This window comes from Streptacidiphilus rugosus AM-16 (assembly GCF_000744655.1).
Lineage (GTDB): Bacteria > Actinomycetota > Actinomycetes > Streptomycetales > Streptomycetaceae > Streptacidiphilus > Streptacidiphilus rugosus.
In genome coordinates this window covers 4540266-4562246 of sequence record NZ_JQMJ01000004.1, presented here as the reverse complement: position 1 = coordinate 4562246, position 21981 = coordinate 4540266, and the positions used below count along the sequence as shown (strand labels likewise).

At 72.5% G+C, this 21981-nt stretch carries 23 protein-coding genes and 1 pseudogene; 13 read left to right on the top strand and 11 right to left on the bottom strand.

The features are described from left to right. Window positions 1-13: 13 nt before the first annotated feature. Window positions 14-1633 carry a vWA domain-containing protein gene (locus BS83_RS29890; protein ID WP_037606537.1) on the bottom strand — a complete coding sequence of 540 codons (1620 nt, stop codon included), beginning with the start codon at window positions 1631-1633 and terminating at the stop codon, window positions 14-16. A 415-nt stretch (window positions 1634-2048) separates the two neighbouring features. After that, window positions 2049-2606 (bottom strand): hypothetical protein, encoded by a 558-nt coding sequence (locus BS83_RS29885; RefSeq protein ID WP_037606536.1) that lies wholly within the window; start codon window positions 2604-2606, stop codon window positions 2049-2051. A gap of 287 nt (window positions 2607-2893) precedes the next feature. Here BS83_RS29885 and BS83_RS29880 point away from each other — a divergent pair, with 287 nt between their 5' ends. From BS83_RS29880 to BS83_RS29865, 3 genes are all read left to right on the top strand, one after another. Further along, window positions 2894-3454: a hypothetical protein gene (locus tag BS83_RS29880; RefSeq protein ID WP_037610134.1), complete on the top strand. Its 561-nt coding sequence runs from the start codon at window positions 2894-2896 to the stop codon at window positions 3452-3454. Between the two features lie 89 nt (window positions 3455-3543). Next, a complete protein-coding gene (locus BS83_RS29875; protein WP_037606535.1) occupies window positions 3544-3969 on the top strand; it encodes an NUDIX hydrolase in 426 nt (141 codons plus the stop codon). A 439-nt stretch (window positions 3970-4408) separates the two neighbouring features. Continuing rightward, window positions 4409-4690, top strand: a complete 282-nt coding sequence (locus BS83_RS29865; RefSeq protein WP_037606534.1) for a hypothetical protein — start codon at window positions 4409-4411, stop codon at window positions 4688-4690. Between the two features lie 6 nt (window positions 4691-4696). Here the strand turns inward: BS83_RS29865 and BS83_RS29860 are convergent, their stop codons facing one another. Beyond that, window positions 4697-5227, bottom strand: a complete 531-nt coding sequence (locus BS83_RS29860; RefSeq protein ID WP_037606533.1) for a hypothetical protein — start codon at window positions 5225-5227, stop codon at window positions 4697-4699. Between the two features lie 14 nt (window positions 5228-5241). Further along, window positions 5242-5376 carry a hypothetical protein gene (locus tag BS83_RS48420; protein WP_269664874.1) on the bottom strand — a complete coding sequence of 45 codons (135 nt, stop codon included), beginning with the start codon at window positions 5374-5376 and terminating at the stop codon, window positions 5242-5244. A 326-nt stretch (window positions 5377-5702) separates the two neighbouring features. Here BS83_RS48420 and BS83_RS29855 point away from each other — a divergent pair, with 326 nt between their 5' ends. Continuing rightward, window positions 5703-6128 carry a hypothetical protein gene (locus BS83_RS29855; RefSeq protein WP_037606532.1) on the top strand — a complete coding sequence of 142 codons (426 nt, stop codon included), beginning with the start codon at window positions 5703-5705 and terminating at the stop codon, window positions 6126-6128. Window positions 6129-6145: 17 nt separating this feature from the next. Here the strand turns inward: BS83_RS29855 and BS83_RS29850 are convergent, their stop codons facing one another. From BS83_RS29850 to BS83_RS29840, 3 genes are all read right to left on the bottom strand, one after another. Next, on the bottom strand, window positions 6146-6352 hold the full coding sequence (locus BS83_RS29850) for a hypothetical protein (protein ID WP_037606531.1): 207 nt from the start codon (window positions 6350-6352) through the stop codon (window positions 6146-6148). 55 nt (window positions 6353-6407) lie between these two features. After that, window positions 6408-6590, bottom strand: coding sequence for a hypothetical protein (locus BS83_RS29845; protein ID WP_037610133.1), 183 nt, complete (start codon window positions 6588-6590; stop codon window positions 6408-6410). A gap of 302 nt (window positions 6591-6892) precedes the next feature. Continuing rightward, a complete protein-coding gene (locus tag BS83_RS29840) occupies window positions 6893-7750 on the bottom strand; it encodes a 3-hydroxybutyryl-CoA dehydrogenase (RefSeq protein ID WP_037606530.1) in 858 nt (285 codons plus the stop codon). Between the two features lie 164 nt (window positions 7751-7914). Between BS83_RS29840 and BS83_RS29835 the strand changes: the two genes are divergently transcribed. After that, a complete protein-coding gene (locus BS83_RS29835) occupies window positions 7915-8742 on the top strand; it encodes an SDR family NAD(P)-dependent oxidoreductase (protein ID WP_037610132.1) in 828 nt (275 codons plus the stop codon). 22 nt (window positions 8743-8764) lie between these two features. Here BS83_RS29835 and BS83_RS29830 read toward each other — a convergent pair whose 3' ends face one another. Continuing rightward, on the bottom strand, window positions 8765-9262 hold the full coding sequence (locus BS83_RS29830) for a peptidylprolyl isomerase (protein WP_037606529.1): 498 nt from the start codon (window positions 9260-9262) through the stop codon (window positions 8765-8767). 197 nt (window positions 9263-9459) lie between these two features. On the opposite strand from BS83_RS29830, the gene argC reads away from it, so the two are divergent. From argC to BS83_RS42335, 6 genes are all read left to right on the top strand, one after another. Then, a complete protein-coding gene (gene argC / locus BS83_RS29825; RefSeq protein WP_037606528.1) occupies window positions 9460-10506 on the top strand; it encodes an N-acetyl-gamma-glutamyl-phosphate reductase in 1047 nt (348 codons plus the stop codon). Beyond that, entirely contained in the window at window positions 10503-11696 is a 1194-nt protein-coding gene (gene argJ / locus BS83_RS29820; RefSeq protein ID WP_051944317.1) for a bifunctional glutamate N-acetyltransferase/amino-acid acetyltransferase ArgJ, read from the top strand. Before argC ends, argJ begins: the two co-directional genes overlap by 4 nt. Before the next feature lie 43 nt (window positions 11697-11739). Continuing rightward, window positions 11740-12684, top strand: coding sequence for an acetylglutamate kinase (gene argB / locus BS83_RS29815; protein ID WP_037606527.1), 945 nt, complete (start codon window positions 11740-11742; stop codon window positions 12682-12684). Further along, window positions 12681-13862, top strand: a complete 1182-nt coding sequence (locus BS83_RS29810) for an acetylornithine transaminase (RefSeq protein ID WP_037606526.1) — start codon at window positions 12681-12683, stop codon at window positions 13860-13862. Before argB ends, BS83_RS29810 begins: the two co-directional genes overlap by 4 nt. Window positions 13863-13876: 14 nt before the next feature. Then, entirely contained in the window at window positions 13877-14407 is a 531-nt protein-coding gene (locus tag BS83_RS29805) for an arginine repressor (protein ID WP_037606525.1), read from the top strand. 67 nt (window positions 14408-14474) lie between these two features. Next, window positions 14475-16118, top strand: a complete 1644-nt coding sequence (locus tag BS83_RS42335) for a hypothetical protein (protein WP_157597366.1) — start codon at window positions 14475-14477, stop codon at window positions 16116-16118. Here BS83_RS42335 and BS83_RS29795 read toward each other — a convergent pair. Next, window positions 16042-17418 (bottom strand): cytochrome P450, encoded by a 1377-nt coding sequence (locus tag BS83_RS29795; protein WP_037606524.1) that lies wholly within the window; start codon window positions 17416-17418, stop codon window positions 16042-16044. The genes BS83_RS42335 and BS83_RS29795 overlap by 77 nt on opposite strands. Window positions 17419-17477: 59 nt before the next feature. Beyond that, window positions 17478-17957, bottom strand: a complete 480-nt coding sequence (locus tag BS83_RS29790; protein WP_037606523.1) for an Lrp/AsnC family transcriptional regulator — start codon at window positions 17955-17957, stop codon at window positions 17478-17480. A 131-nt stretch (window positions 17958-18088) separates the two neighbouring features. Between BS83_RS29790 and BS83_RS29785 the strand changes: the two genes are divergently transcribed. After that, complete coding sequence (locus BS83_RS29785) at window positions 18089-19258, top strand: trans-sulfuration enzyme family protein (RefSeq protein WP_037606522.1); 1170 nt, start codon at window positions 18089-18091, stop codon at window positions 19256-19258. Window positions 19259-19627: 369 nt separating this feature from the next. On the opposite strand, the pseudogene BS83_RS29780 reads toward BS83_RS29785, so the two are convergent. After that, a pseudogene (locus BS83_RS29780) lies at window positions 19628-20122 on the bottom strand (GntR family transcriptional regulator); the annotation flags it as partial. A 324-nt stretch (window positions 20123-20446) separates the two neighbouring features. On the opposite strand from BS83_RS29780, the gene argH reads away from it, so the two are divergent. Then, window positions 20447-21871: an argininosuccinate lyase gene (gene argH, locus BS83_RS29775; protein ID WP_037606521.1), complete on the top strand. Its 1425-nt coding sequence runs from the start codon at window positions 20447-20449 to the stop codon at window positions 21869-21871. Window positions 21872-21981: the final 110 nt, after the last annotated feature.

Here is a 21981-nt window from a genome sequence, read left to right as displayed (position 1 = left end):
AGCGGGCCGGCGCTCAGCCCCGGCTCTCCCACGGCCAGGCGGTGTCGGCGCCGCTCTCCAGGAGCGGGATCATGCGGAATCCCTGGTCGGTCAGGCCGCCGAAGGCGTGCCTGTGCGCCGAGCCCGAGGGGGCGTGCCCGACCCGGTACCCCGCCAGGTTCCAGGTGTACAGCGGCACGTTCCCCGGCACCGCCTGGTCGACGGACGCGTGGCCGTTCGCCTGCTCGTCCGTCAGGATCACCACCCGGTCGTGGCCCCGGTAGTGTCGCCGGATCGCCCCGGCGGTGTCCGTGCCGCCACCGATGAAGTAGCCCTCCTCGCTCCAGCGCCTCACCTCCGCGAGCACCGAGCCGCCCTTGGCGAGTGGGAACACGCGGTCCGGCGCGGTAGCCGGCTGACGGCCCGCCCAGGTGTAGCCGGAGTCCGAGAACGACACGACGTCCGCGTTCGCGCAGCGGTGGCCGAGCGCGAGTCCGAACACGACGGCGGCGTCCCACCGCATGACGGTGCCGTCCTTGCTGAACCCGGCGTGCATGGACCCGGAGGTGTCGACCAGGATCAGCGTCCGGCCCCGCAGCGCGGGCACGTTCGCGAGGGAGTGCCCGAGGGCCTGCTCCAGCGCCCAGCCCCAGCGGAGCGACGGCGCGGCCCGGAACGCGGAGTAGAAGCGCATCGGCAGCTGCCGCGACCGCGCGACCTCGGCCGGATCGGCGAGGCGCGCCGCGACCGCACGGGCCACCTCGTCCGAGACGTCGGCCTCGTCGAAGTTCCGCAGGTTCCGCAGCAGCGCCATGTACCCCATCGAGGGGATCACGGCCTCCCACGCCGCCGTGTCCATCGGCCCCTGCAGCCAGCCCGCCAGCGCCTCCCAGGTGACTCCCGCCTCCGCCAGCCGCTCCGCGCCGCCCTCGGCCGTGAGCACGGCCCGCCGCTCGGCGACCGGCAGCGCGAACAGTTCGGCGCGACGCCGGATCGTGCCGAGCGACGCGGGGATCGTGTCCTCGCGGTTGTGCCGACGGTCGATGGCGTGCTTGAACAGGTCGTGCTGGTACGGCTTGGCCGGTGCGGCGTGGACGAGCTCCAGGACGTCGCCGAAGCGGTAGCCCTTGCTGTCGGTGTCGTACTTCAGCAGGCCCCGCTCGGTGTAGAGCCGCGCCACGGCGTCGGCGACACCCCGCTTGACCGGCTTGGGCAGGTTGCGCCCGTAGCGGCCGGTCCAGTAGGCGATCAGCTCGCCGGGCTCGTCGGGGCGCTGCAGGACCGAGTCGACGGCCTGCCGGGACCGGCCGTCGAGCCCGGCGTCGAGCCGCGCCCTGGTGAACTCCGCGGCGCCGACCAGCGCGGCGGTGCGCATGTCGGCGTCGCCGCGCAGCCAGGAGAGGAGACCGGAGGTCCAGGCCGGATCCTCGACGGCGAGCTTCCGGACCAGCTGCGTGAAGCGGTCGTCGCGTCGGCCGCCGGACTCGTAGAAGGTGTCCTGGCCGACCATGTTGGTGACGGCGAGCAGGAACAGCTCCGACCGGGGATCGCGCAGGTGGCCCTCGCCGCCCTGGTGGGTGGTGGCGCGTTCGCCGGTGGTGGTCACCGGCGAGGAGCCCGCGGGACGGGCGGCCTTGGTGTTGAACCTGGACATGGAGAACCCCCCTGAGGGTGTCGGGGGGAGGAGACGCGGTGGGTGCCCGAGATCAGGAAGCGGCGACGGTACGCACTCTGATGCTCTACCGATTGAGCTACCTCCGCCCGAAGCGAAGGACGGGACTCGAACCCGCAACCCCCAGACCAAGAAGGAACCGTTGCCTGCGCACCGGGCACCCCACACGTGTCCTCCCGAGATCAGTGACGGCCTGCGGCGGCTTGTCGGAGAAGTAGCCGCGGGCCTTCGCACCGGGAGATGCGAGGAGAACGTGTCAGGTGCGGCGGCCCCCCGCCCGTGCACCTCGACCTGATCACGGTATCCAGGGGAGTGATCGTCGCGCAGCCGAGTTTTCGGCGGGCGGGCGTGGTCGGCCGGACGGCGTCCGCCCGGCCTGTCGGCTCAGCGGCTCCGCTCAGCCCAGGCCGAGGACCTGCTCGGCGGTGGTCCAGTCGGTCTGCATCGCCGAGCGGGCCGCCGCGAGGGTGACGGTTCCGGCGCAGACGGCGTTCTTGAGCTTGGTCTCCACCCCGTCCTTGCTGTGCGCGGTGAGCATGCCGCTGTAGGGCTCGGGCCAGAGGTTCCGCGGGTCGCGCGGGGCGCCGCCGAGCTCGAGGGGGATGAAGTGGTCCTCCTCGTAGTCGCTCAGATTGGTGTCGGCGTAGCCGTAGTCGATGATGCCCTGCGCCTTGAGCGTGTTGGTGTACGAGGTGGGCGGGCGGACCGTGGCGGTCCAGCCGGAGACGCAGATGGTCGAGTGGATGGTGGCCTGCGTGACGGCGGGGTTGAACGCGCCAGGGGTGCAGGTCGGGTCGGGCAGCGGCAGCCGGGCGGTCGAGCAGGTCGACGTGGTGGCGGCTGCGGGGTGGACGGCGGCCGTGGTCCGGGCGGCGTGCGCGGAGCCGCCGGTCGCGAGGGTGAGCGCGCCGGTCGCGAGGCCGAGCGCCGCGGTGATGGCGAGTGTGCGTCTCATGCTGGTCTCCCTGGCTCGCCCCGGCGGACCCGGGGGCTGTGAACATGACAGCGCACGGCAGTGGGAGCGGAACAGGGTCGCGGAGTGAACATGTGGCGTCGAATCCGACGCGAAATCAACGCGCGAAGACCATCGACTGCCAGGGACGACGCGATCCTGCCCGGGGAGCTCCCCGCAGCCGCCATTCCACCCCACCCGCGACAAATCGGTTCGCGGGACCGTCCCCTGATCTGATGTCATACTCCGCGCCACGCAACGACCGTGGCGCCGACCCCATGGAGACCCTCGTGCAGAAGATCCCGACCCTGTTCCGGCGTGATCCCGACGACCGCGCCCACGTCCTGTCCGAGGTCCACCCCGACTGCGCCTGGGTGCTGGCCGGCGAGGGCCGGGCCACCCGCAAGTACGACGGCACCTGCGTGCGGCTCGACGAGCAGGGCGCGTGGTGGGCCAGGCGCGAGGTGAAGCCCGGCAAGACCCCGCCGCCGAACTACGTCCCGGTGCAGACCGACGAGGTCACCGGCAAGACGATGGGCTGGGAGCCGGTCGGGCAGTCCGCCTTCGCGAAGTTCCACGCCGAGGCGCTCGCCGGCGAGAGTCACGGGGGTTGGCGGCCGGGCAGCTACGAGCTCGTGGGCCCGAAGATCAACGGCAACCCCGAGCGCCGCCGGGCCCACGGGCTCGTCGCCCATGCCACCGCCGAGTCGATCGCGGTGAAGGACCTCAGTTTCGAGGGCGTGCGCACCGTCGTGCTGGCCGCCGCCGAGGCGGACGGCTGCGAGGGCATCGTCTGGCACCACGAGGACGGCCGTATGGCCAAGATCAAGGCGCGGGACTTCCGCTCGTAGAGGCCGCTCCTCGCACGTGTCGCGGTCGCCGGTTCGGGACAAGATCTGTTCGTACGGTACGGTCCCGTCGGCCCTGGGGGAGCGGAGCAGTGAGCGAGCAGCCAGTCACCGAGCAGTCGGCCACCGAGCAGCAGGGCGTCGCCGTCGCGGTCGTGGTCTCCAACGGCAAGGTGCTGCTCGTGCGGCGCCGGGTCACGGAAGGTGAGCTGTCGTGGCAGTTCCCGGGCGGCGGCATCGAGGACGACGAGAGCCCGGCGGAGGCCGCGGCCAGGGAGACCTACGAGGAGACCGGCCTCGACGTGGACGGCATCCTGCTGCTAGGGGCTCGGGTTCACCCGGTGACGGGCCGCCATGTGTCCTACGTGGTCTGCGCGCTGATCTCGGGCGACGCCTACGCCGCGGACGACGAGGAACTGTCCGAGGTCGCCTGGGTCACCCGCGCCGAGCTGCCGGCCTACGTCCCGCACGGGCTGTTCGCCCCGGTCCAGCGCTACCTCGACGAGCACCTGCCCTGACCGGGGCCCGAAGGCAGTGGGGTGTCCGAGATCCAGGTCGACTGCGGGCACACAACGCGCTCTGTCCATTGAGCTACCGCCGACACGACGGTCGGCGACCAGGATTCGAACCTGGACCCTCGTCCTCCAACGGGAAGTAACCGCGGTCTGCGCACCGGGCACCCCACTGCCTGTCCTCCCGCGAGCGGGAGGCGGTCCAGAGATCAAGGTCGGCCGAGGAGACGTAGGCGCTCTGGCCAACTGAGCTACACCGACGAGTCGGCGACGGGATTCGAACCCGCGACATCCCCATTGACAGTGGAAGTATCCCCGACCTGCACACCTGGACGCCGCCACCGTAGCCCACGACCACCGCGCGTGGGCAGCGAATATTCTGCGCGATCTGGTCCCTGTCGCGCGTCGGGTCGTCCCCCTACCATCGGGTCCCAAGGGGGCCACGATGGGACACCACCCGCTCTACGCAGTCTTCGACCTCGCCGCGGCATTCCTGCTCGGCGTCGTCGCCTTGTTCGTCCTCGCCCGCGGTCGCTTCGCGGGTGCGAGGGCGGCGGCGGGCGTCTACGGCGGACTCGGGCTCGGCGCAGTCGCCCGGGGCAGCTCCGCGCTCGGCGCCCCGGCCGCTGTGGTGATCCCCCTCGCGGTCGTGGCCCTCGGCCTGATCGTGGTCGGGGCGGTGCGGTGGCGGCGGGTGGAACGCGCGACCGGGGTCCGGCGGAGCTGACAGCGCCTACAGCCAGCCCCTGGTGGGCACGTCGGCGACGGCGCGGACGTACGGATCCGCGTCGCAGAGGCCGCCGTCGGGGTCCGGCACCGTGGCGGGCACCGGGCGCGTTGCCCCGATCATCTGCAGCTCGAAGCGCAGCGTCTCCGACAGCCTCTTCTCCGCCGCGAGACGCTCGGCCAGAACGACGTTCCGCTGCCGCTCCTGCCCGAGGTCGAACTCCGTCGCCCGCAGCTGCTGCCGGACCTTTGTCAGCTCGGCCGCGACCGGACTGCCGTCCCGGTATTCCGGGACGACGGGGCGGACGAGCGCGGGCGGGAAGCCGGGCGCGGCGGCCATCGCCGCGTACGCCCACTCCTGTCGGAAGTCGCAGCTGTCGTCGGGGCAGTGCCAGCCGTCCGGCTCGGCGATCAGGGTCTGGTGCAGCCGGTGCGGGGCGCCGCAGGTGAACGGGTGCCCGCGGCCCGAGCGCTGAAAGGCGTTGAGGGCGGCGACATCGGCTTCGTCCCACGGGGCGCGGATGCGGTCGTCGGTCATGGCACTGCTCCGTTTCATTCGCTGCGGTCGGCCTGCCGGGCCCGTAGTTCGGCCATGTGCTCGCGGAGTTCCTCCAGCGCCCGCCAGTGCCGAGCCTCCTCCGCGAGGCGGTTCAGGGTCGCCAGGTCCTCGATCGTCGTGTCGGTCACGGCGCTGCTCCTCGTGCTCACGCATCACCTGTCGGAACGTCTGCAGTTCCTGGGATACGCGCCCGCCGTCGAAGACGCCTTGAACCGCGACCGAGCCCTGACCCCCGCTCGGCCGCCGCACGAGCCCCGCCCTGGCCCCGGCGATCTTCGTCGCCGGGGAATGCGCTATCTTGACGGCCCTCACGAACCACACCCCAGGGACCGTCATGACCACACCCGGGCACCCGCCCGACGCCGGCTTCGACCCGGACGTACAGTCACCGGCTGTGCCTCGCCCGTACAGCCGCCTCCCCGGGGGAAGGACGTTCCTCCTGACGGGCCTCGCCGTGGCCTTGGGCACAGCGGCTGCCGCGTTCGCAGTCACCGTCGTCGCAGCGGGAGTTGACACCGCCGCCCGGTCCAGGCCGACCGCGGTCGCGTCGCTGAGCGATCCCTACCTGCGCTGGTGTGTCGACACCGCATGGACCGATCCTGCCGCCGCTCTCTACGGCGACGTGTACGACCGCACGTTCGTCGTGCTGACGTCCGTTCCGCCCAGCAAGGTGACCGCCGACTCGGTTCCGGGCGGCAGCTTCTGGAGTGAGTACCGGAGTGCCGTGGAGTGGCAGCAGATGCCCGCCGGCTTGAACCACGCCGAACTGCGGGCGTACGTGATCGCGGTGGCGAACGCCGCCTATTATCACGGCCTGTACCCGTCGGAGTTCGCTGCGAACGTCAAGAGCCACTGCCTGGAGCAGTCCGAGCGCTCGTGAGCCCGGCCGTCAGCTTCTCACCCGCGGTGCTCGATCAGGCGCTTCGCGAGGATGACGCCGATCGCGCCGACGATGATCCCGCCCAGCGCGAGGCGGGAGACCACCGTCAGCGCCGCGTACTCGACGTCGAGGAAAAGGGCGCAGAGTCCGGCGGTGACGGTGAGCAGCACGGCGAGGGCGTCCCAGGCGTGCCGGCGGACGGGGTGTTCCGTGTGGTTGGTCATCCGGCCCTCCAGGGTGTGGTGTTGGGCACCTGCCCGGATACCGCCGGTTGACTCGCTACTCGGTGCTCGACTTCGAGCCGCGGCCGACCCGCTTGCCGAACCGGTAGAACCCGTACAGGACCGCCCCGACGAACACCACACACCCGATGATCAGCAGCCAGAACAGACCCTTCACGATCGCGCCCAGAACACCGAACGCGATGGCGATCAACACCAGGATCACGAGAAGGACAAGCATGGTCCGCTCCACGGGGTAGCGCCGGGCCCCGCTTCCAGTGTCACCCCGAGGCCGTTGCCCGGCGCGGCGGCCTCACCCGCGGACGGGCAGCGCCCACGGCTCGCGCCCACGCCCGGACCGGGCACGGCCGACCAGAACGCTCACGAGAAGCAGGAGCAGCTCAAGGGTGCCGGCGGCCCGAGGGCCCCGTTTCCGGTGTCTCATGCCCCCACCCTCCGCCGGCCGGATGGGAGAAGCGTGAGAGGCGCCTGAACGTGCGGCCAGAACCCGGCGGCTGCGCCGGGCCCTGCCGTCCCGGCGCGTCAGTACTGGTAGAAGCCGCGCCCCGACTTGCGGCCGAGCAGGCCCGCGTCGACCATGCGCTGGAGCAGCGGCGGAGCCGCGTACAGCTGCTCCTTGTACTCCTGGTACATCGAGTCGGCGATCGAGACGATCGTGTCCAGGCCGATGAGGTCGCACAGGCGCAGCGGGCCCATGGGGTGGGCGCAGCCGGCCTCCATGCCCTTGTCGATGTCCTCGGCCGTCGCGATGCCCGACTCGAACATGCGGACCGCAGAGAGGAGGTACGGCACCAGGAGGGCGTTGACCACGAAGCCGGCGCGGTCGCGCGCGCGGATCGGGTCCTTGCCGAGGATCTCGCGGGTGAGGGCCTCGGCGCGGGCGACGGTCTCGGCGGAGGTCGTGAGGGTCGGAACGATCTCGACCAGCTTCTGGACCGGGGCCGGGTTGAAGAAGTGGACGCCCAGGACCTGCTCCGGGCGGCTCGTCGCCGAGGCCAGCTTCACGATCGGGATGGAGGAGGTGTTGGAGGCCAGGATCGCGTCGCGGCGCTCGACCACGCGGTCCAGCGTCTCGAAGATGGCGACCTTGATGTCCTCCCGCTCGGCCACCGCCTCCACGGTCAGGTCGCGGTCGGCGAAGTCGGCCAGCTCGGTGGTGAAGGAGATGCGCGAGAGTGCCGCGTCCCGCTCCTCCACGCTCAGCTTGCCGCGCTTGACCGCGGTGTCGAAGGAGGTCGTGATCCGGGTGCGGCCCAGTTCCAGGGCCTCGCCGCTCGCCTCGGAGACCTTCACGTCCAGCCCCGAGCGTGCGAAGACCTCCGCGATGCCCGACCCCATCAGGCCGCAGCCCACCACTCCAACTCGCGCGATGTCGCTCACGTGTGGCTTCCTCAGTTCCTCGATCAGTTCACTGCAACGGCCCGACGTTACCCCCTGCCCTTCCGCGTGTCCGTCGCCGGACCCGACAGGAGCGGATCAGGATGGGCTGGTCGAACATGCCAAACGGCGCCCGCACAGGGCTGGAGCGGGAGTGGAGGCGGATCGTGGGAGTGCGCAGTCTGCAGGGACGGTCGGCGCTGGTCACCGGCGCGGGGCGGGGGATCGGGAGGGAGATCGCCCTCGGGCTGGCCGAGGAGGGGATGAATCTCGGGCTGCTGGGCCGCCATCGCGACTCGCTGACCGAGACGCTGCGCCACTGTGCCCGGCACGGTGTGAAATGCGTCGCCCTGGCCGCGGACGTCGCGCATCCGGGACAGGTGAAGTCCGCCGTGACAAGCATGCAGCGCGATCTCGGCGGGATCGACCTGCTGGTCAACAACGCGGGGCAGGTGGACCGCGAGGAGGTGCCGCTCTGGGAGGCCGACCAGACCCAGTGGTGGCAGGTGATGGAGACCAACCTGCGCGGACCGTTCAACATGCTGCGCTCGGTCCTGCCGGGCATGGTCGAGCGCGGCGCGGGCCGGGTGGTGAACCTGAACTCCGGATTCGCGGTGCGGCCCGAGGGCCGCTACACCGCCTACGCCACGTCCAAGGCCGCGCTGCTGCGACTCAGCGACAACATCGCCGACTCGCTCCGCCCGCACGGCGTCACCGTGCTGGACATCAGTCCGGGAGCCGTCGCCACCGACATGACGGCGAGCATGCCGATGTTCGCCGACATGGTCCACTGGGGCAGCATCCCGTACCTGGTCAGCACGGTCGTGGACGCCGCCCGTGGGCGCTTCGACGCGCTCCACGGGCGGTTCGTCCACCTGGGTCGGGACGACCTCGAGGCGCTGCTGCGCGACGCCGAGCTGATCCGCGAGCGGGATGCCCGCACGCTCAGGCTGCGCACCTACGGCGACGAGGACCCCCTGGCGAAGTACGCCTGAGCCTGCTCGGTCCAGCGAGGGCTCAGCCCTCGACGACGCCGGACTCCTTGATCACGATCTTGGCGCGGGTCGCGCCGCTGTTGGAGCCCAGCGACTCGATGCGCTCGACCAGCTCCTTGCCCTCGACGACCTCGCCGAAGACCACGTGCTTGCCGTCCAGCCACGGGGTGACCACGGTGGTGATGAAGAACTGCGAGCCGTTGGTGTTCGGGCCGGCGTTGGCCATCGAGAGCAGGAACGGACGGTCGTGCTTGAGCTGGAAGTTCTCGTCGGCGAACTTCTCGCCGTAGATGCTCTTGCCGCCGGTGCCGTTGCCGCGGGTGAAGTCGCCGCCCTGGAGCATGAACTGCGGGATGACGCGGTGGAAGCCGGAGCCGGCGTAGCCGAAGCCGTGCTCGCCGGTGGCGAGCGCGCGGAAGTTCTCGGCGGTCTTGGGGACCACCTCGTCGAACAGGTTGAACGCGATCCGGCCCGCGTCCTCGCCGTCAATGGTGATGTCGAAGAAAACCTTGGTCGTCATGCGGACATCTTGACATCTATGGCCCACCCGCGTGCGAACCGCCTCGTCAGCCCGGCCCGCCGCCGGGCTCGCCACCGCCTCGGAGCGGGGCCCACGGGCCTTCGGGCCGTCCGCATACTTGATTGCATGAATGTGCCGACCTCCGTATAGTTATCCCCACGAAGGCGATGGTCGGACGAAGGGGCGGAGGAGTCACGGTGGCGTTTCAGGAGCAGAGGACCTTCCGCGCGGCGGTCGCGGGGGCCAGTGGGTACGCCGGGGGCGAGGTGCTGCGGCTGCTGCTCGCGCACCCCGCGATCGAGATCGGCGCGCTGACCGGCGGGTCCAACGCGGGCACGCGCCTGGCCGAGCTGCAGCCGCACCTGTGGCCGCTCGCCGACCGGGTGCTGGAGCCGACCACGGCCGAGACCCTCGCCGGTCACGACGTCGTCTTCCTCGGCCTGCCGCACGGCCAGTCCGCCGCCGTCGCCGAACAGCTCGGCCCGGACGTCCTGGTCGTCGACTGCGGCGCGGACTTCCGTCTCGACGACGCCGCCGACTGGGAGAAGTTCTACGGCTCCCCGCACGCGGGCACCTGGCCGTACGGCCTCCCCGAGCTGCCGGGCAAGCGCAAGGGCCTGGAGGGCGCCAAGCGGATCGCCGTCCCCGGCTGCTACCCGACCGCGGTCTCGCTCGCGCTCTTCCCGGCCTTCGCCGCCGGGCTGGCCGAGCCCGAGGCGATCGTCGTGGCCGCCTCGGGGACCAGCGGCGCCGGCAAGGCGCCCAAGGCCAACCTGCTCGGCAGCGAGGTCATGGGCTCGATGACCCCCTACGGCGTCGGCGGCGCGCACCGCCACACGCCGGAGATGTCGCAGAACCTCTCCGCCGTGGCCGGCGAGCGCGTCGCGGTCTCCTTCACGCCGACCCTCGCGCCGATGTCCCGCGGCATCCTCGCCACCTGCAGCGTCAAGGCCAAGCCGGGCACCACGTCCGCGCAGGTCCGCGCCGCCTACGCGGCCGCGCTCGACGGGGAGCCCTTCGTCCACCTGCTGCCCGAGGGGCAGTGGCCCGCCACCGCTTCGGTGCTGGGGTCCAACAACGCGCTGATCCAGGTGGCCCTCGACGAGTCGGTCGGCCGGATCATCGCCATCAGCGCCATCGACAACCTGGCCAAGGGCACCGCAGGCGGTGCCGTCCAGAGCATGAACATCGCCCTCGGCCTGCCCGAGGAGCTCGGCCTTCCGCAGACAGGAGTCGCACCGTGAGCCAGAACCCCGACGTCGCCGCAGGTACCGGAGCCGGCACCGGAGTCACGGCGGCGCGCGGCTTCCGCGCCAGCGGCGTCACCGCGGGGATCAAGGCCTCCGGCACGCCCGACCTCGCGCTCGTCGTCAACGAGGGCCCCTCGCTGGCCGCCGCCGGCGTCTTCACCTCCAACCGGGTCAACGCCGCGCCGGTGAAGTGGTCGCAGCAGGTGCTCAAGGGCGGCACGGTCAGCGCCGTCGTCATCAACTCCGGTGGCGCCAACGCCTGCACCGGTCCGCTCGGCTTCCAGGACACCCACGCCACCGCGGAGAAGGTCGCCGACGTGCTCGGCCTCAGCTCCGGTGAGGTCGCCGTCGCCTCCACCGGCCTGATCGGCGTCAGGCTCCCGATGGACAAGCTGCTGCCCGGCGTCGAGACCGCCGCCGCGGCCCTCAGTGAGGACGGCGGCGAGGCCGCCGCGATCGCGATCAAGACCACCGACACCGTCCACAAGACCGCGGTCGTGCACGGCAGCGGCTGGACGGTCGGCGGCATGGCCAAGGGCGCGGGCATGCTCGCCCCCGGCCTGGCCACCATGCTCGTCGTGATCACCACCGACGCGCTGGTCGAGGCCCCTGAACTGGACGCGGTGCTGCGTGGCGCGACGGCGAAGACCTTCGACCGGATCGACTCCGACGGCTGCATGTCCACCAACGACACCGTGCTGCTGCTCGCCTCCGGCGCCAGCGGCGTCGTCCCCGACGCCGACGAGTTCGCCGCCGCCGTGCGCGAGGTCAGCGCCGACCTGGCCCGCCAGCTGATCGGCGACGCCGAGGGCGCCAGCAAGGACATCCGCATCGACATCGTCAACGCCGCGACCGAGGCCGAGGCCGTCGACGTGGCCCGCACCATCGCCCGCAACAACCTGCTCAAGTGCGCCGTGCACGGCGAGGACCCGAACTGGGGCCGGGTGCTGTCCGCCATCGGCACCACCTCGGCCGCCTTCGACCCCGACGCGCTCGACGTGGCCATCAACGGCGTCTGGGTCTGCCGGGACGGCAGCGTGGGGGAGGACCGCGAGCTGGTGAGCATGAAGGACCGGGAGGTCGTCATCACCGCGGATCTCAAGGCCGGGACCGCCGCCGCGACCGTCTGGACCAACGACCTGACCGCCGACTACGTCCACGAGAACAGCGCCTACTCCAGCTGACCAGCGCACAGCTCCCTGCCGGAACCGGAGGACTGGACCCGTCGTGCAGATCGCACCCAAGGGCGAACAGGCCCGCAACAACACCGCCCTGCCCAAGGCGCTGACCCTCGTGGAGGCGCTGCCCTGGCTGGAGCGCTTCCACGGCAAGACCGTCGTGATCAAGTTCGGCGGCAACGCCATGGTCGACGACGAGCTCAAGGCCGCCTTCGCCCAGGACGTCGTCTTCCTGCGCTACGCCGGGCTGCGCCCGGTGATCGTGCACGGCGGAGGCCCGCAGATCAGCGCCCAACTCGCCAAGCTGGGGCTGGAGTCGACCTTCACCAACGGCCTGCGGGTGACCACGCCGGAGACCATGGACGTGGTCCGCATGGTGCTCGCCGGGCAGGTCCAGCGCGACCTGGTCGGGCTGCTCAACGAGCACGGCCCCTTCGCGGTCGGCATGACCGGCGAGGACGCGCACACCATGACGGCCGTCAAGCGCTACGCCGAGGTCGACGGCGAGCAGGTCGACATCGGCCTGGTCGGCGACATCGCCAGGGTCGAGGCCGGCGCGGTCAAGGCGCTGATCGAGGACGGGCGGATCCCCGTCATCTCCTCGGTCGCCCGCGGCGCGGACGGCCACGTCTACAACGTCAACGCCGACACCGCGGCCAGCGCCATGGCCGTCGCGCTGCAGGCCGAGATGCTGGTGGTGCTCACCGACGTCGAAGGCCTCTACGCCGACTGGCCGAACTCCGACGACGTGATCAGCCAGCTCAGCACGAGCGAGCTGGAGAAGCTGCTGCCGAGCCTGGCCAGCGGCATGCTGCCGAAGATGGAGGGCTGCCTGCGGGCCGTCCGCGAGGGCGTCGGCACCGCCCGCGTGCTCGACGGCCGGGTGCACCACAGCCTGCTGCTGGAGATCTTCACCGACGAGGGCATCGGCACCATGGTCGTGCCCGACCGGACCGACATCGACGAGAACGTGATCGTGGGGGGACTGGCATGACCGGCAACGCCGAACTGACGACCCGTTGGCAGCACGCGCTGATGGACAACTTCGGCACACCCCGCATCCCGCTGGTCCGCGGCGAGGGCGTGCACGTCTGGGACGCCGACGGCAAGCGGTACACCGACTTCCTGGCCGGCATCGCGGTCAACTCGCTCGGCCACGCGCACCCGGCCGTGGTGGCGGCGGTGACGCGGCAGATCGGGACCCTCGGGCACGTTTCCAACCTGTTCCTGGCCGAGCCCTCGGTCCGGCTCGCCGAGCGGCTGATCGGCTTCGACGGCCGCCGGGACGGGCGGGTCTACTTCTCCAACTCGGGCGCCGAGGCCAACGAGGCCGCGTTCAAGCTGAGCCGGTTGACCGGCCGCACCCACCTGGTCTCCGCCGTCGGCGCCTTCCACGGCCGGACCATGGGCGCTCTCTCGCTCACCGCGCAGCCGAAGAAGCAGGACGGCTTCCACCCGCTGCCCGGCCACGTCACCAACGTGCCCTACGGCGACGTCGAGGCGTTGCGCGCGGCTGTCACCGAGGAGACCGCCGCGGTCTTCCTGGAGCCGATCCAGGGCGAGAACGGCGTCGTGGTGCCGCCCGCCGACTACCTGCTCGCCGCCAGGGAGATCACCCGGGCGACCGGCACGCTGCTGGTCCTGGACGAGATCCAGACGGGCATCGGCCGCTGCGGGCACTGGTACGCGCACCAGGCCTTCGAGGGCGTGGAGCCGGACGTGGTGACCCTGGCCAAGGGCCTCGGCGGCGGTCTGCCGATCGGTGCGACGCTCGCCTTCGGCGAGGCGGCGACGCTGTTCAAGCCGGGTCACCACGGCAGCACCTTCTCCGGAAACCCGGTCGTCTGCGCGGCGGCCAACGCGGTGCTCGACACCATCGAGCAGGACGGCCTCCTGGACCAGGTCACCAAGGTGGGCGAGCGGCTGCGTTCGGGCATCACCGCGGTCGGCGATCCCCTGGTGGACCACGTGCGCGGCGCGGGACTGCTGCTGGGCGTGGTGCTCACCCGTCCGGTCGCGGGCGAGGTGCAGGCCGCGCTGCAGCGGGCGGGCTTCCTGGTGAACGCCGCCACCCCGGACACCGTCCGGCTCGCGCCGCCGCTCGTCCTGACCGAGCGGGACGTGGACGCCTTCCTCGCCGTGCTCCCGGGTGTGCTCCGCTCGATCAAGTAAGGAACAATTGCTCCATGACCGAACCCCATCGCGACGCGCCCGCGGCTGCCCAGCTGCCGCAGACGCGGACGGCGCGGCACCGACGGATCGTGGAGCTGCTGACCCGTCAGCCCGTTCGCTCGCAGAGCCAGCTGGCCAAGCTGCTCGCGGACGACGGGCTGATGGTCACTCAGGCCACCCTCTCCCGCGACCTGGACGAGCTGGGCGCGGTCAAGATCCGTAACTCCGACGGCGCGCTGATCTACGCCGTGCCGGCGGAGGGCGGGGACCGCACGCCGTTGGCCCCGATGGGCGAGTCCGCGAGCGAGGGCCGGATGGCCAGGCTCGCCGCCGAACTGCTGGTCTCGGCGACGGCGTCCGGCAACCTGGTGGTGCTGCGCACCCCGCCGGGCGCGGCCCAGTTCCTGGCCTCGGCCATCGACCAGTCGGGCGTCGAGGAGATCATCGGCACCATCGCGGGCGACGACACGGTGCTGATCATCAGCCGGGACCCGGCCGGCGGCCAGGACCTGGCCGCGTATCTGCTGCGCCTGGCCCAATCGTGATGCAGTCCTGACCCTTCGATACCGGCCGGTGTCCACGTCGTGACCACGACGGCGGAGACTCGACCTCATGCGGATCGCGGGGGAGCGATATGGGGCCGGCGCAGCTCTGGCCTGGGCGGTGCGGCCGGGGACTCTGGCGGGGCTGGCGTTGCTGGTCGTCAACGACCATGTGCTCAAGCGGGCCTGGCCCGGTCCGGTCAGCGGGAAGCTGAGCGACGTCGCGGGGATGCTGGTGGCCCCTCCGCTGCTGGCGCTGCTCTGCTCATGGGTCCGCGGCCGTTGCTCCGACCGGCAGGCGCTGGCGGCCCTGCTGGCCACGGGTGTCGGCTTCGCCCTGGCCAAGACGCCCCCGCAGGGGGCGGAGCTGGCCTCCGGGCTCTGGTCGCTCAGCGGCGTGCCCTCGCGGATGGTCGCCGACCCCACCGACCTGATCGCGCTCCCGGCGCTGGCCCTGGCCTGGCACGGGTGGCGTCGCGCCCGTGACCGGCCGGTCCCGGCAGCCGGCGCCCGCCGGGTCCGGGCGCTGGTGGCGGTGCCGCTGCTGCTCGCGGCGGTGGTGGCCACGTCGGAGGCGCCGATCGAGGACCACGGCCGGCTCGCCGACCGGAACGGGCGGATCTACCTGGTCACCGGCGGGCAGGCGGACCGGAGCGGACCGCTGACCCCCGAGGCCGTCACCGACGACGGTGGACGCCACTGGCAGAAGCCGACCGGAGCGACCGCCGCGCTCCCGGGCAGCGCCGAGGCCACGACCACGGCCTGCGTCCCCGGCGTGCAGCAGCACTGCTTCCGGGTGAGCGACCAGCACGGACCCGTCGTGGAGGAGACCGCCGACGGCGGCCGGAACTGGCACGTCGTCTGGCAGCTGAGCCCGGGCCGGAAGCTGTTCCGGCAACGCCAGATCGGAGGCCGGACGGCCACCGCCGCCGAGGCCGCCGTCTTCGGCCCGCGCGGGGTGGCGGTGCAGCAGGTCCCGGGCGGCTTCGCGGTCCTGGTGGACGACCACGCAGACGGACTGCTGCTGCGCGACGCGGCCGGGCACTGGAGCCGCCCCACCCTCGCGGTGGCGGCCGAACCCATCCCGCTCACCGGAGGCGGTACCGGGATCGGCCTGGAGGAGCTCTACGCCCTGGCCTGGGCCTTCGTCTGCGCCCTGCTGCTGCGGCGGACCGTCCAGTGGCGGATCGACGGACACGGCTCGCCGGGTCTGCTGATCCCCTGCGGCGGCGCGGCGCTGGCGGCGCTGGGTCTGCTGGAGTGCCGGACCTACACCGGGGTGGATTTCCTGACGCTGCCCTTCGTCGCGGTCCTGCTCGCCGTCGGCTACGTGGTCGCGGTCGTCTGCAGCCGCCCGCGGCAGAGCGCGATCGGCGACCGAGGGGTGCTCGGGATGCTGCTGGCCGGTCTGGTCGGCGGAGGTCTGGTGCTCGCGCCCTATCTGGGCTGGGCCGAGGCCGCTCCCGACAGCTTCGCCACGGCGAGCTGGCTCGCCCTGGGCGGAGGCCTGGTCGGTCTGGCCTTCAGCCTCCTGCTCGGGGTGGCCGTCGCCCGCCACACCCCGCGGTTCGAGCGCGGCGCGGCGGGGACGCCACCGCCCCCGTGGTTCCGCCCGCCCCCGCCGCCGCCCCCGTGGGCTAACTGGCCGCCCCCGCCCGCAGCACCGCACGGATCGGACGGGACGGCTGGAGCGTCAGACCGGGGAACGGCTTGATCTCCCCCGGCTCGGTCTCGACGCGCCAGCGCTGGGCCAGCACGGCGAGCACCAGCGCGGCCTCGACCAGGGCGAAGCGGGTGCCCAGGCAGGTGCGCTGGCCGCCGCCGAAGGGGAACCAGGCGTGGTCCGGTATCGGGTCCGCCGCGTCCTCGTCCCAGCGTTCCGGACGGAAGGCGTCAGGGGCGGGGAAGAGCCGCGGGTCGCGGTGGACGGACCACTGGCTGGTCCACACCGTCGTGCCCTCCGCCACCGGTCGGCCGCCGATCGTCGCGCCGGGCCTGGCGACCGCGGTGATCAGCCAGATCGGCGGGTAGAGCCGCAGCGACTCCTTGACGATCGCCTGCGTGAACGGCAACCGCGCATAGTCGTCGAAGGTCGGCAGGCGGCCCTCCAGCACGGTCGCGAGCTCGGCGTCCAGCCGGGCCCGCGCCCCGGGGGAGCCGGAGAGCAGGTGCCAGGCCCAGGCCAGCGTGGTCGAGGTGGTCTCGTGGCCGCCGATGTAGAGGGTGATGCACTCGTCGCGCAGCTCCCGCTCCGACAGCGGCTGCCCGCTCTCGTCCCTGGCCGCGAGCAGCCGGCTGAGCAGGTCGTCGCGCTCCCGGCCGTCCGCGGCGGCCTCGTGGTGCTCGGCGATGATGCGTTCGATCTCCGAGTCCAGGGTCGCCACGGCCGTGCGCAGCCGACGCCGGCCCCGGGTGGGGATCCACGGCGGGAGGAAGACGGTGACGCCGCGGAACTCCGCGCCGATCTCCTGCTGGGCCACCGCCATCGCGTCCGCGATGACCTGCTCCCGTCCCGCCGTCTCCACGCCGAACAGGGTCCGCACGGCGATCCGCTGCGTCAGCGCGGTCATCTCCTGCGCCACGTCGACCGCCCGGCCGTCCGACCAGCCGGAGGCGGTTGCGTCGGCGCACTCGACCATGGTGGCCGCGTAGGAGCGCACCTGGCGGGGCCGCACCGAGGGCTGGACGAGCGCGCGCTTGCGGCGCCAGTCAGGGCCGGTGCTGGTGACCACGCCGTCGCCCAGCACATGACGGAAGGCCCAGCCCAGCTCGGCGGGGCTGAAGCTGATCTCGACCTGGGCCATCAGCTCGCCCACGTCCTCCGGCCTGGAGGCGAAGACGGCCTTGCGCGGGCCGAGCGCCCAGGGCACCCAGTCGCCGTACTCGTCGCGCAGGCGGCAGAAGAAGGCCAGCGGATCCCGCGCGAAGGCGGGCAGGTTGCCCAGCAGCGGCAGTCCGCGCGGGCCGCGGGCGGTGGGCGTGGTTCCGGTCGCAGGAGCCAGAGTTGACGTCACGCGGCCATGGTGACCCGCACCGCCGCAGCTCTCAAGGGGCACTCCGCCGAAGTACCGGTCTACGGCGCGACCTGGCCCCGCATGTGACCGAAGATCAGGCTGGTCTCGGTGTGGGCCACCGCAGGGTGCGCGGTGAGGTGGTCGAGGACGAAGTCGCGCAGCGCGTCGGTGTCGGGCACGGCGATGTGCAGCAGGTAGTCGTCCGCCCCGGCCAGGTGGTACGAGGCCAGCACACCGGGCAGACGGGGGATCGCGGCGGTGAAGGAGGAGATGCCCTCCTTGGTGTGCGCGTGCAGCCGCACCGCGATCATCGCCTGGATGCCGAGGCCGAGCGCGGCCGGGTCGACGTCGGCGTGGTACCCGCGGATCACCCCGCGCTCGCGCAGCGCGCGCATCCGGGCCAGGCAGGTCGAGGGCGCGATGCCGACCGCCTCGGCGATCGCGTTGTTCGGCATCCTGGCGTCCTCGGCCAGCAGGCGCAGGATCGCGCGGTCGACGGGGGCCAGCTCGGGCTGCGGATTCTTCGGCACGGAACCCATGGTGCGGCCCGAGCTCGAAGATGTACACAGCCTGACGGCAGCATGACGAATCTTCTTCGGAACTGTGGCGATTCGATCAGCGAATCTTCATCCTGGAGCCGATCCGAGCCCTCAACGAGGAGGCCAGCCCCATGCCGTCCGCCGACACGCGACCCGACACCCGAGCCGTCCACGCCGGCCGCGCCGACCTGCGGGGAATGGGCGTGCACGTGCCGCCGATCGACCTGTCGACCACCAACCCGCTCCCCGGTGTCGAGCTCGGCGGCGACAGCTACGAGGCGCTGGCGACCGGCGGGCTGATCCCCGAGGGCGGCAGCGCCGTCTACCAGCGGCTGTGGAACCCCACGACGGGCCGCTTCGAGGAGGCGCTGGCGGAGCTGGAGGGCGCCGAGCAGGCCGTCGCGTTCAGCTCGGGCATGGCGGCGATCACCACCTGCCTGCTCGCCGCGCGCGCCGAGGGACGCGGCCACGTCGTCGCGGTCCGCCCGCTCTACGGCGGCACCGACCACCTGCTCGCCACCGGCCTGCTCGGCACCGAGGTCAGCTGGGCCACGGCAGACGAGGTCGACGCGGCGATCCGCCCGGACACCGGCCTGGTCATCGTGGAGACCCCGGCCAACCCGACGCTCGAACTGATCGACCTGGCCGCGCTGGCCGCCCGCTGTGGCGACGTCCCGCTGCTGGTGGACAACACCTTCGCCACCCCGGTGCTGCAGCAGCCGCTGCGCCACGGCGCCACGATCGTGGTGCACAGTGCGACCAAGTACCTGGGCGGCCATGGCGACGTGCTGGCCGGCGTGGTCGCCACCAGCACGGAGTGGGCGCAGAAGCTCCGCCCGGTCCGCGCGGTCACCGGCGGCATCCTGCACCCGCTCGCGGCCTACCTGCTCCACCGCGGCCTGCAGACGCTGCCGCTGCGGGTCCGCCACCAGAGCGACAGCGCGGGCAAGCTCGCCCTGTGGCTGGCCGAGCAGCCCGCGGTCGAGCGCGTCTACTACCCGGGACTGCAGGACTGCGACCCGCTGGGCCTGGTCGGCCGCCAGATGTCCGCGCCGGGATCGATCCTGGCCTTCTCGCTCCGCGACGGCTTCGGCGCCGCGGCGCGGGCGGCGGAGCGCTGCGAGCTGATCACCCACGCCGTCTCCCTCGGCGGTGTGGACACGCTCATCCAGCACCCGGCCTCCCTCACCCACCGCCCGGTCGCCCCCGAGGCCCGCCCGCACCCGTCGCTGCTGCGCGTCTCGGTCGGCCTGGAGGACGTCGACGACCTCTACGCCGACCTGGCCCAGGCCCTGGCGTAGTCGGCGGGACCGGCCCGGCGTCGGGCCCGGCGAGGGCCGGGTCGACGAAGGGGCCGGCCGGGACCTGCAGGCCGCCGCAGGCGCCCGCGGGCCGTCGTCGGGTCCCCGGGCGCGTGCCCGGATTCGACTCCGCCGCCGGCCCGGCCCGGCGACCGGGGTGCTGCTCCCTGCCGACCTGCGCCGCGGATGCCCTGCCGCGTGGCCCGGCGCGGCGCCGGCTCAGGCGTTCGCGTCCAGGGCGCGGCGGGCGTAGCCGCGGACGTCGGCGTCGGCGTCGGTGGGGGCGGTGGTGAGAGCCGTGCGGACCGCCGCGGCGGCCTGGCGCTCCAGGTCCACGTGGAGCCGGGCGACGAGCGGCGGCTCACCGCCCCGCCGCAGCGCGCCTGTCATGGTGATCCGGTCTCCGCGGAAGCGGATGAACTCCGGGTCCACCGGGCGTCCGTCGGCGAGGTGGGTCAGTCGCTCCAGCATCAGCAGCGCGGCCCCAAGTGGGGCCTCCAGTACCGCGTCGGCGTTGACCGCCTCCAGGGCGATCTCGGCCGTGCCCAGCGGCTGCCCGGTCAGCTGCGCCGGCAGCCGGAAGACGTCGCTGCGCTCCAGGTCGCAGTCGAGCAGCGCGACGCCCGGCACCCTGGTGATCAGCCCTTCGCCGCGCAGCAGGTCGAGCGCCTGCCGGACGGCGTTGCGGGTCGCGCCGTACTCGGCGGCCAGCCGGTCCTCGTGCGGCAGCACACCGTCGGGATAGCCGCTGCCGAGCACCTCCCTGCGCAGCAGGTCCGCGAGCAGCCGGGCCCGGTCCGCGCGCAGCCTGCGGCCCGCGGCGGCGGCCACCGCGGTACGGCGCGGGTGCTCGGCGGCGGACATCCGGTGCTCCTTCGGCGGTGGGCGGGACAGGGCGTGAAGGCTGGGGCAGGACGTTGGGCGGGCTGACCGGAACGAACCCAGCGGCCGGGCCGCGACCATGGTGTTGCAGCGGCATTGCGCCACCTGACGCGGGCTCAGCGAGCCCGCGCGGCAGGGCTTCGGCCGCCGCGCGTCGAAGATCTGCCACCACCCGGTCTCACACTGCGGACGCCGCGCCGGACGGCTCCGCGGGGTGCCGGGGATGCGCCTTTGAGATTCATACGGGGTAGTGCATACTTATGCCACTCCTCGTCCGCGACCCGACCCGAAGGGCTGAGCCACAGCATGAGCAAGAACGAAGACGTCCGGCTCTGGGGCGCGCGCTTCGCCGACGGTCCGTCGGAGGCGCTGGCCGCCCTCTCCTCCAGTGTCCACTTCGACTGGCGACTCGCCCCCTACGACATCGCCGGCTCCGAGGCGCACGCCAAGGTGCTGCACCGCGCCGGCCTGCTGACCGAGGACGAGCTGACCCGGATGCTGCAGGGTCTGACCGACCTGCTCGCGGACGTCGAGTCGGGAGCGTTCACCGCCACCGTCGCCGACGAGGACATCCACACCGCACTGGAGCGCGGCCTGCTGGAGCGGCTCGGCGCGGAGCTCGGCGGCAAGCTGCGGGCCGGCCGCTCCCGCAACGACCAGATCGCCACGCTGGGCCGGATGTTCCTGCGGGACCACGCGCGCATCATCGGCGGCCTGGTCCTGGACCTGCAGCATGCGCTGGTCGGCCTCGCCGAGGCGCATCCGACCACGGCGATGCCGGGCCGCACCCACCTGCAGCACGCGCAGCCGGTGCTCTTCGCGCACCACGTCCTGGCCCATGTCCAGGCGCTGGGCCGGGACGCCGAGCGGCTGCGCCAGTGGGACGCGCGGACGGCGGTGTCGGCCTACGGCTCGGGCGCGCTGGCCGGCTCCTCGCTCGGCCTGGACCCGCAGTACGTCGCGGCGGAGCTGGGCTTCGAGGGCGGCTCGGCGGGCAACTCCATCGACGGCACCGCCTCGCGCGACTACGTCGCGGAGTTCGCCTTCGTGACCGCGATGATCGGCGTCAACCTCTCCCGGATCGCGGAGGAGGTGATCATCTGGAACACCAAGGAGTTCGGCTTCATCACGCTGCACGACGCCTTCTCCACCGGCTCCTCGATCATGCCGCAGAAGAAGAACCCCGACATCGCCGAGCTCGCCCGCGGCAAGTCCGGCCGCCTCATCGGCAACCTGACCGGCCTGCTGGCCACCCTCAAGGCGCTGCCGCTGGCCTACAACCGCGACCTCCAGGAGGACAAGGAGCCGGTCTTCGACTCCTGCGACACGCTGGAGGTGCTGCTGCCGGCCTTCACCGGGATGATGGCCACCCTCACCGTCCACGACGAGCGGCTGGAGGAGCTGGCCCCCGCCGGCTTCTCGCTGGCCACGGACATCGCGGAGTGGCTGGTCAAGCGGGGCACCCCGTTCCGGGTGGCACACGAGGTCGCGGGCGCCTGCGTGAAGTTCTGCGAACCGCGCGGCCTGGAGCTGAACGACCTGACCGACGAGCAGTTCGCCGAGATCAGCCCGACGCTCACGCCGGAGGTCCGCGAGGTCCTCTCGGTGCACGGGGCGATCGCCTCCCGCAACGGCCGCGGCGGCACCGCGCCGGACGCGGTCGCGGTCCAGCTCGCCGAGGTCAAGGCCGACCTGACGCTCCAGCAGGAGTGGCTCTCCGCCAAGCACTGAGCCCGGGCCGGTGGGTCGGACGTACAGGGGTGGGTGGGGTCCGTCGCGGTGGAACCCCACCCACCCCTGACGTCTCTCCGCGAGCGCTCGGGACTGTCCGCGGTCCCGTG

Excerpts from the sequence above, each read along its gene's own strand:
- BS83_RS29890 (WP_037606537.1), bottom strand. The coding sequence starts at position 1,633 with ATGTCCAGGTTCAACACCAAGGCCGCCCGTCCCGCGGGCTCCTCGCCG.
- BS83_RS29885 (WP_037606536.1), bottom strand. The coding sequence starts at position 2,606 with ATGAGACGCACACTCGCCATCACCGCGGCGCTCGGCCTCGCGACCGGC.
- BS83_RS29865 (WP_037606534.1), top strand. The coding sequence starts at position 4,409 with ATGGGACACCACCCGCTCTACGCAGTCTTCGACCTCGCCGCGGCATTC.
- BS83_RS29860 (WP_037606533.1), bottom strand. The coding sequence starts at position 5,227 with ATGACCGACGACCGCATCCGCGCCCCGTGGGACGAAGCCGATGTCGCC.
- BS83_RS29850 (WP_037606531.1), bottom strand. The coding sequence starts at position 6,352 with ATGACCAACCACACGGAACACCCCGTCCGCCGGCACGCCTGGGACGCC.
- BS83_RS29845 (WP_037610133.1), bottom strand. The coding sequence starts at position 6,590 with ATGCTTGTCCTTCTCGTGATCCTGGTGTTGATCGCCATCGCGTTCGGT.
- BS83_RS29830 (WP_037606529.1), bottom strand. The coding sequence starts at position 9,262 with ATGACGACCAAGGTTTTCTTCGACATCACCATTGACGGCGAGGACGCG.
- BS83_RS29810 (WP_037606526.1), top strand. The coding sequence starts at position 12,681 with ATGACCGGCAACGCCGAACTGACGACCCGTTGGCAGCACGCGCTGATG.
- BS83_RS29805 (WP_037606525.1), top strand. The coding sequence starts at position 13,877 with ATGACCGAACCCCATCGCGACGCGCCCGCGGCTGCCCAGCTGCCGCAG.
- BS83_RS42335 (WP_157597366.1), top strand. The coding sequence starts at position 14,475 with ATGCGGATCGCGGGGGAGCGATATGGGGCCGGCGCAGCTCTGGCCTGG.
- BS83_RS29790 (WP_037606523.1), bottom strand. The coding sequence starts at position 17,957 with ATGGGTTCCGTGCCGAAGAATCCGCAGCCCGAGCTGGCCCCCGTCGAC.
- BS83_RS29785 (WP_037606522.1), top strand. The coding sequence starts at position 18,089 with ATGCCGTCCGCCGACACGCGACCCGACACCCGAGCCGTCCACGCCGGC.
- argH (WP_037606521.1), top strand. The coding sequence starts at position 20,447 with ATGAGCAAGAACGAAGACGTCCGGCTCTGGGGCGCGCGCTTCGCCGAC.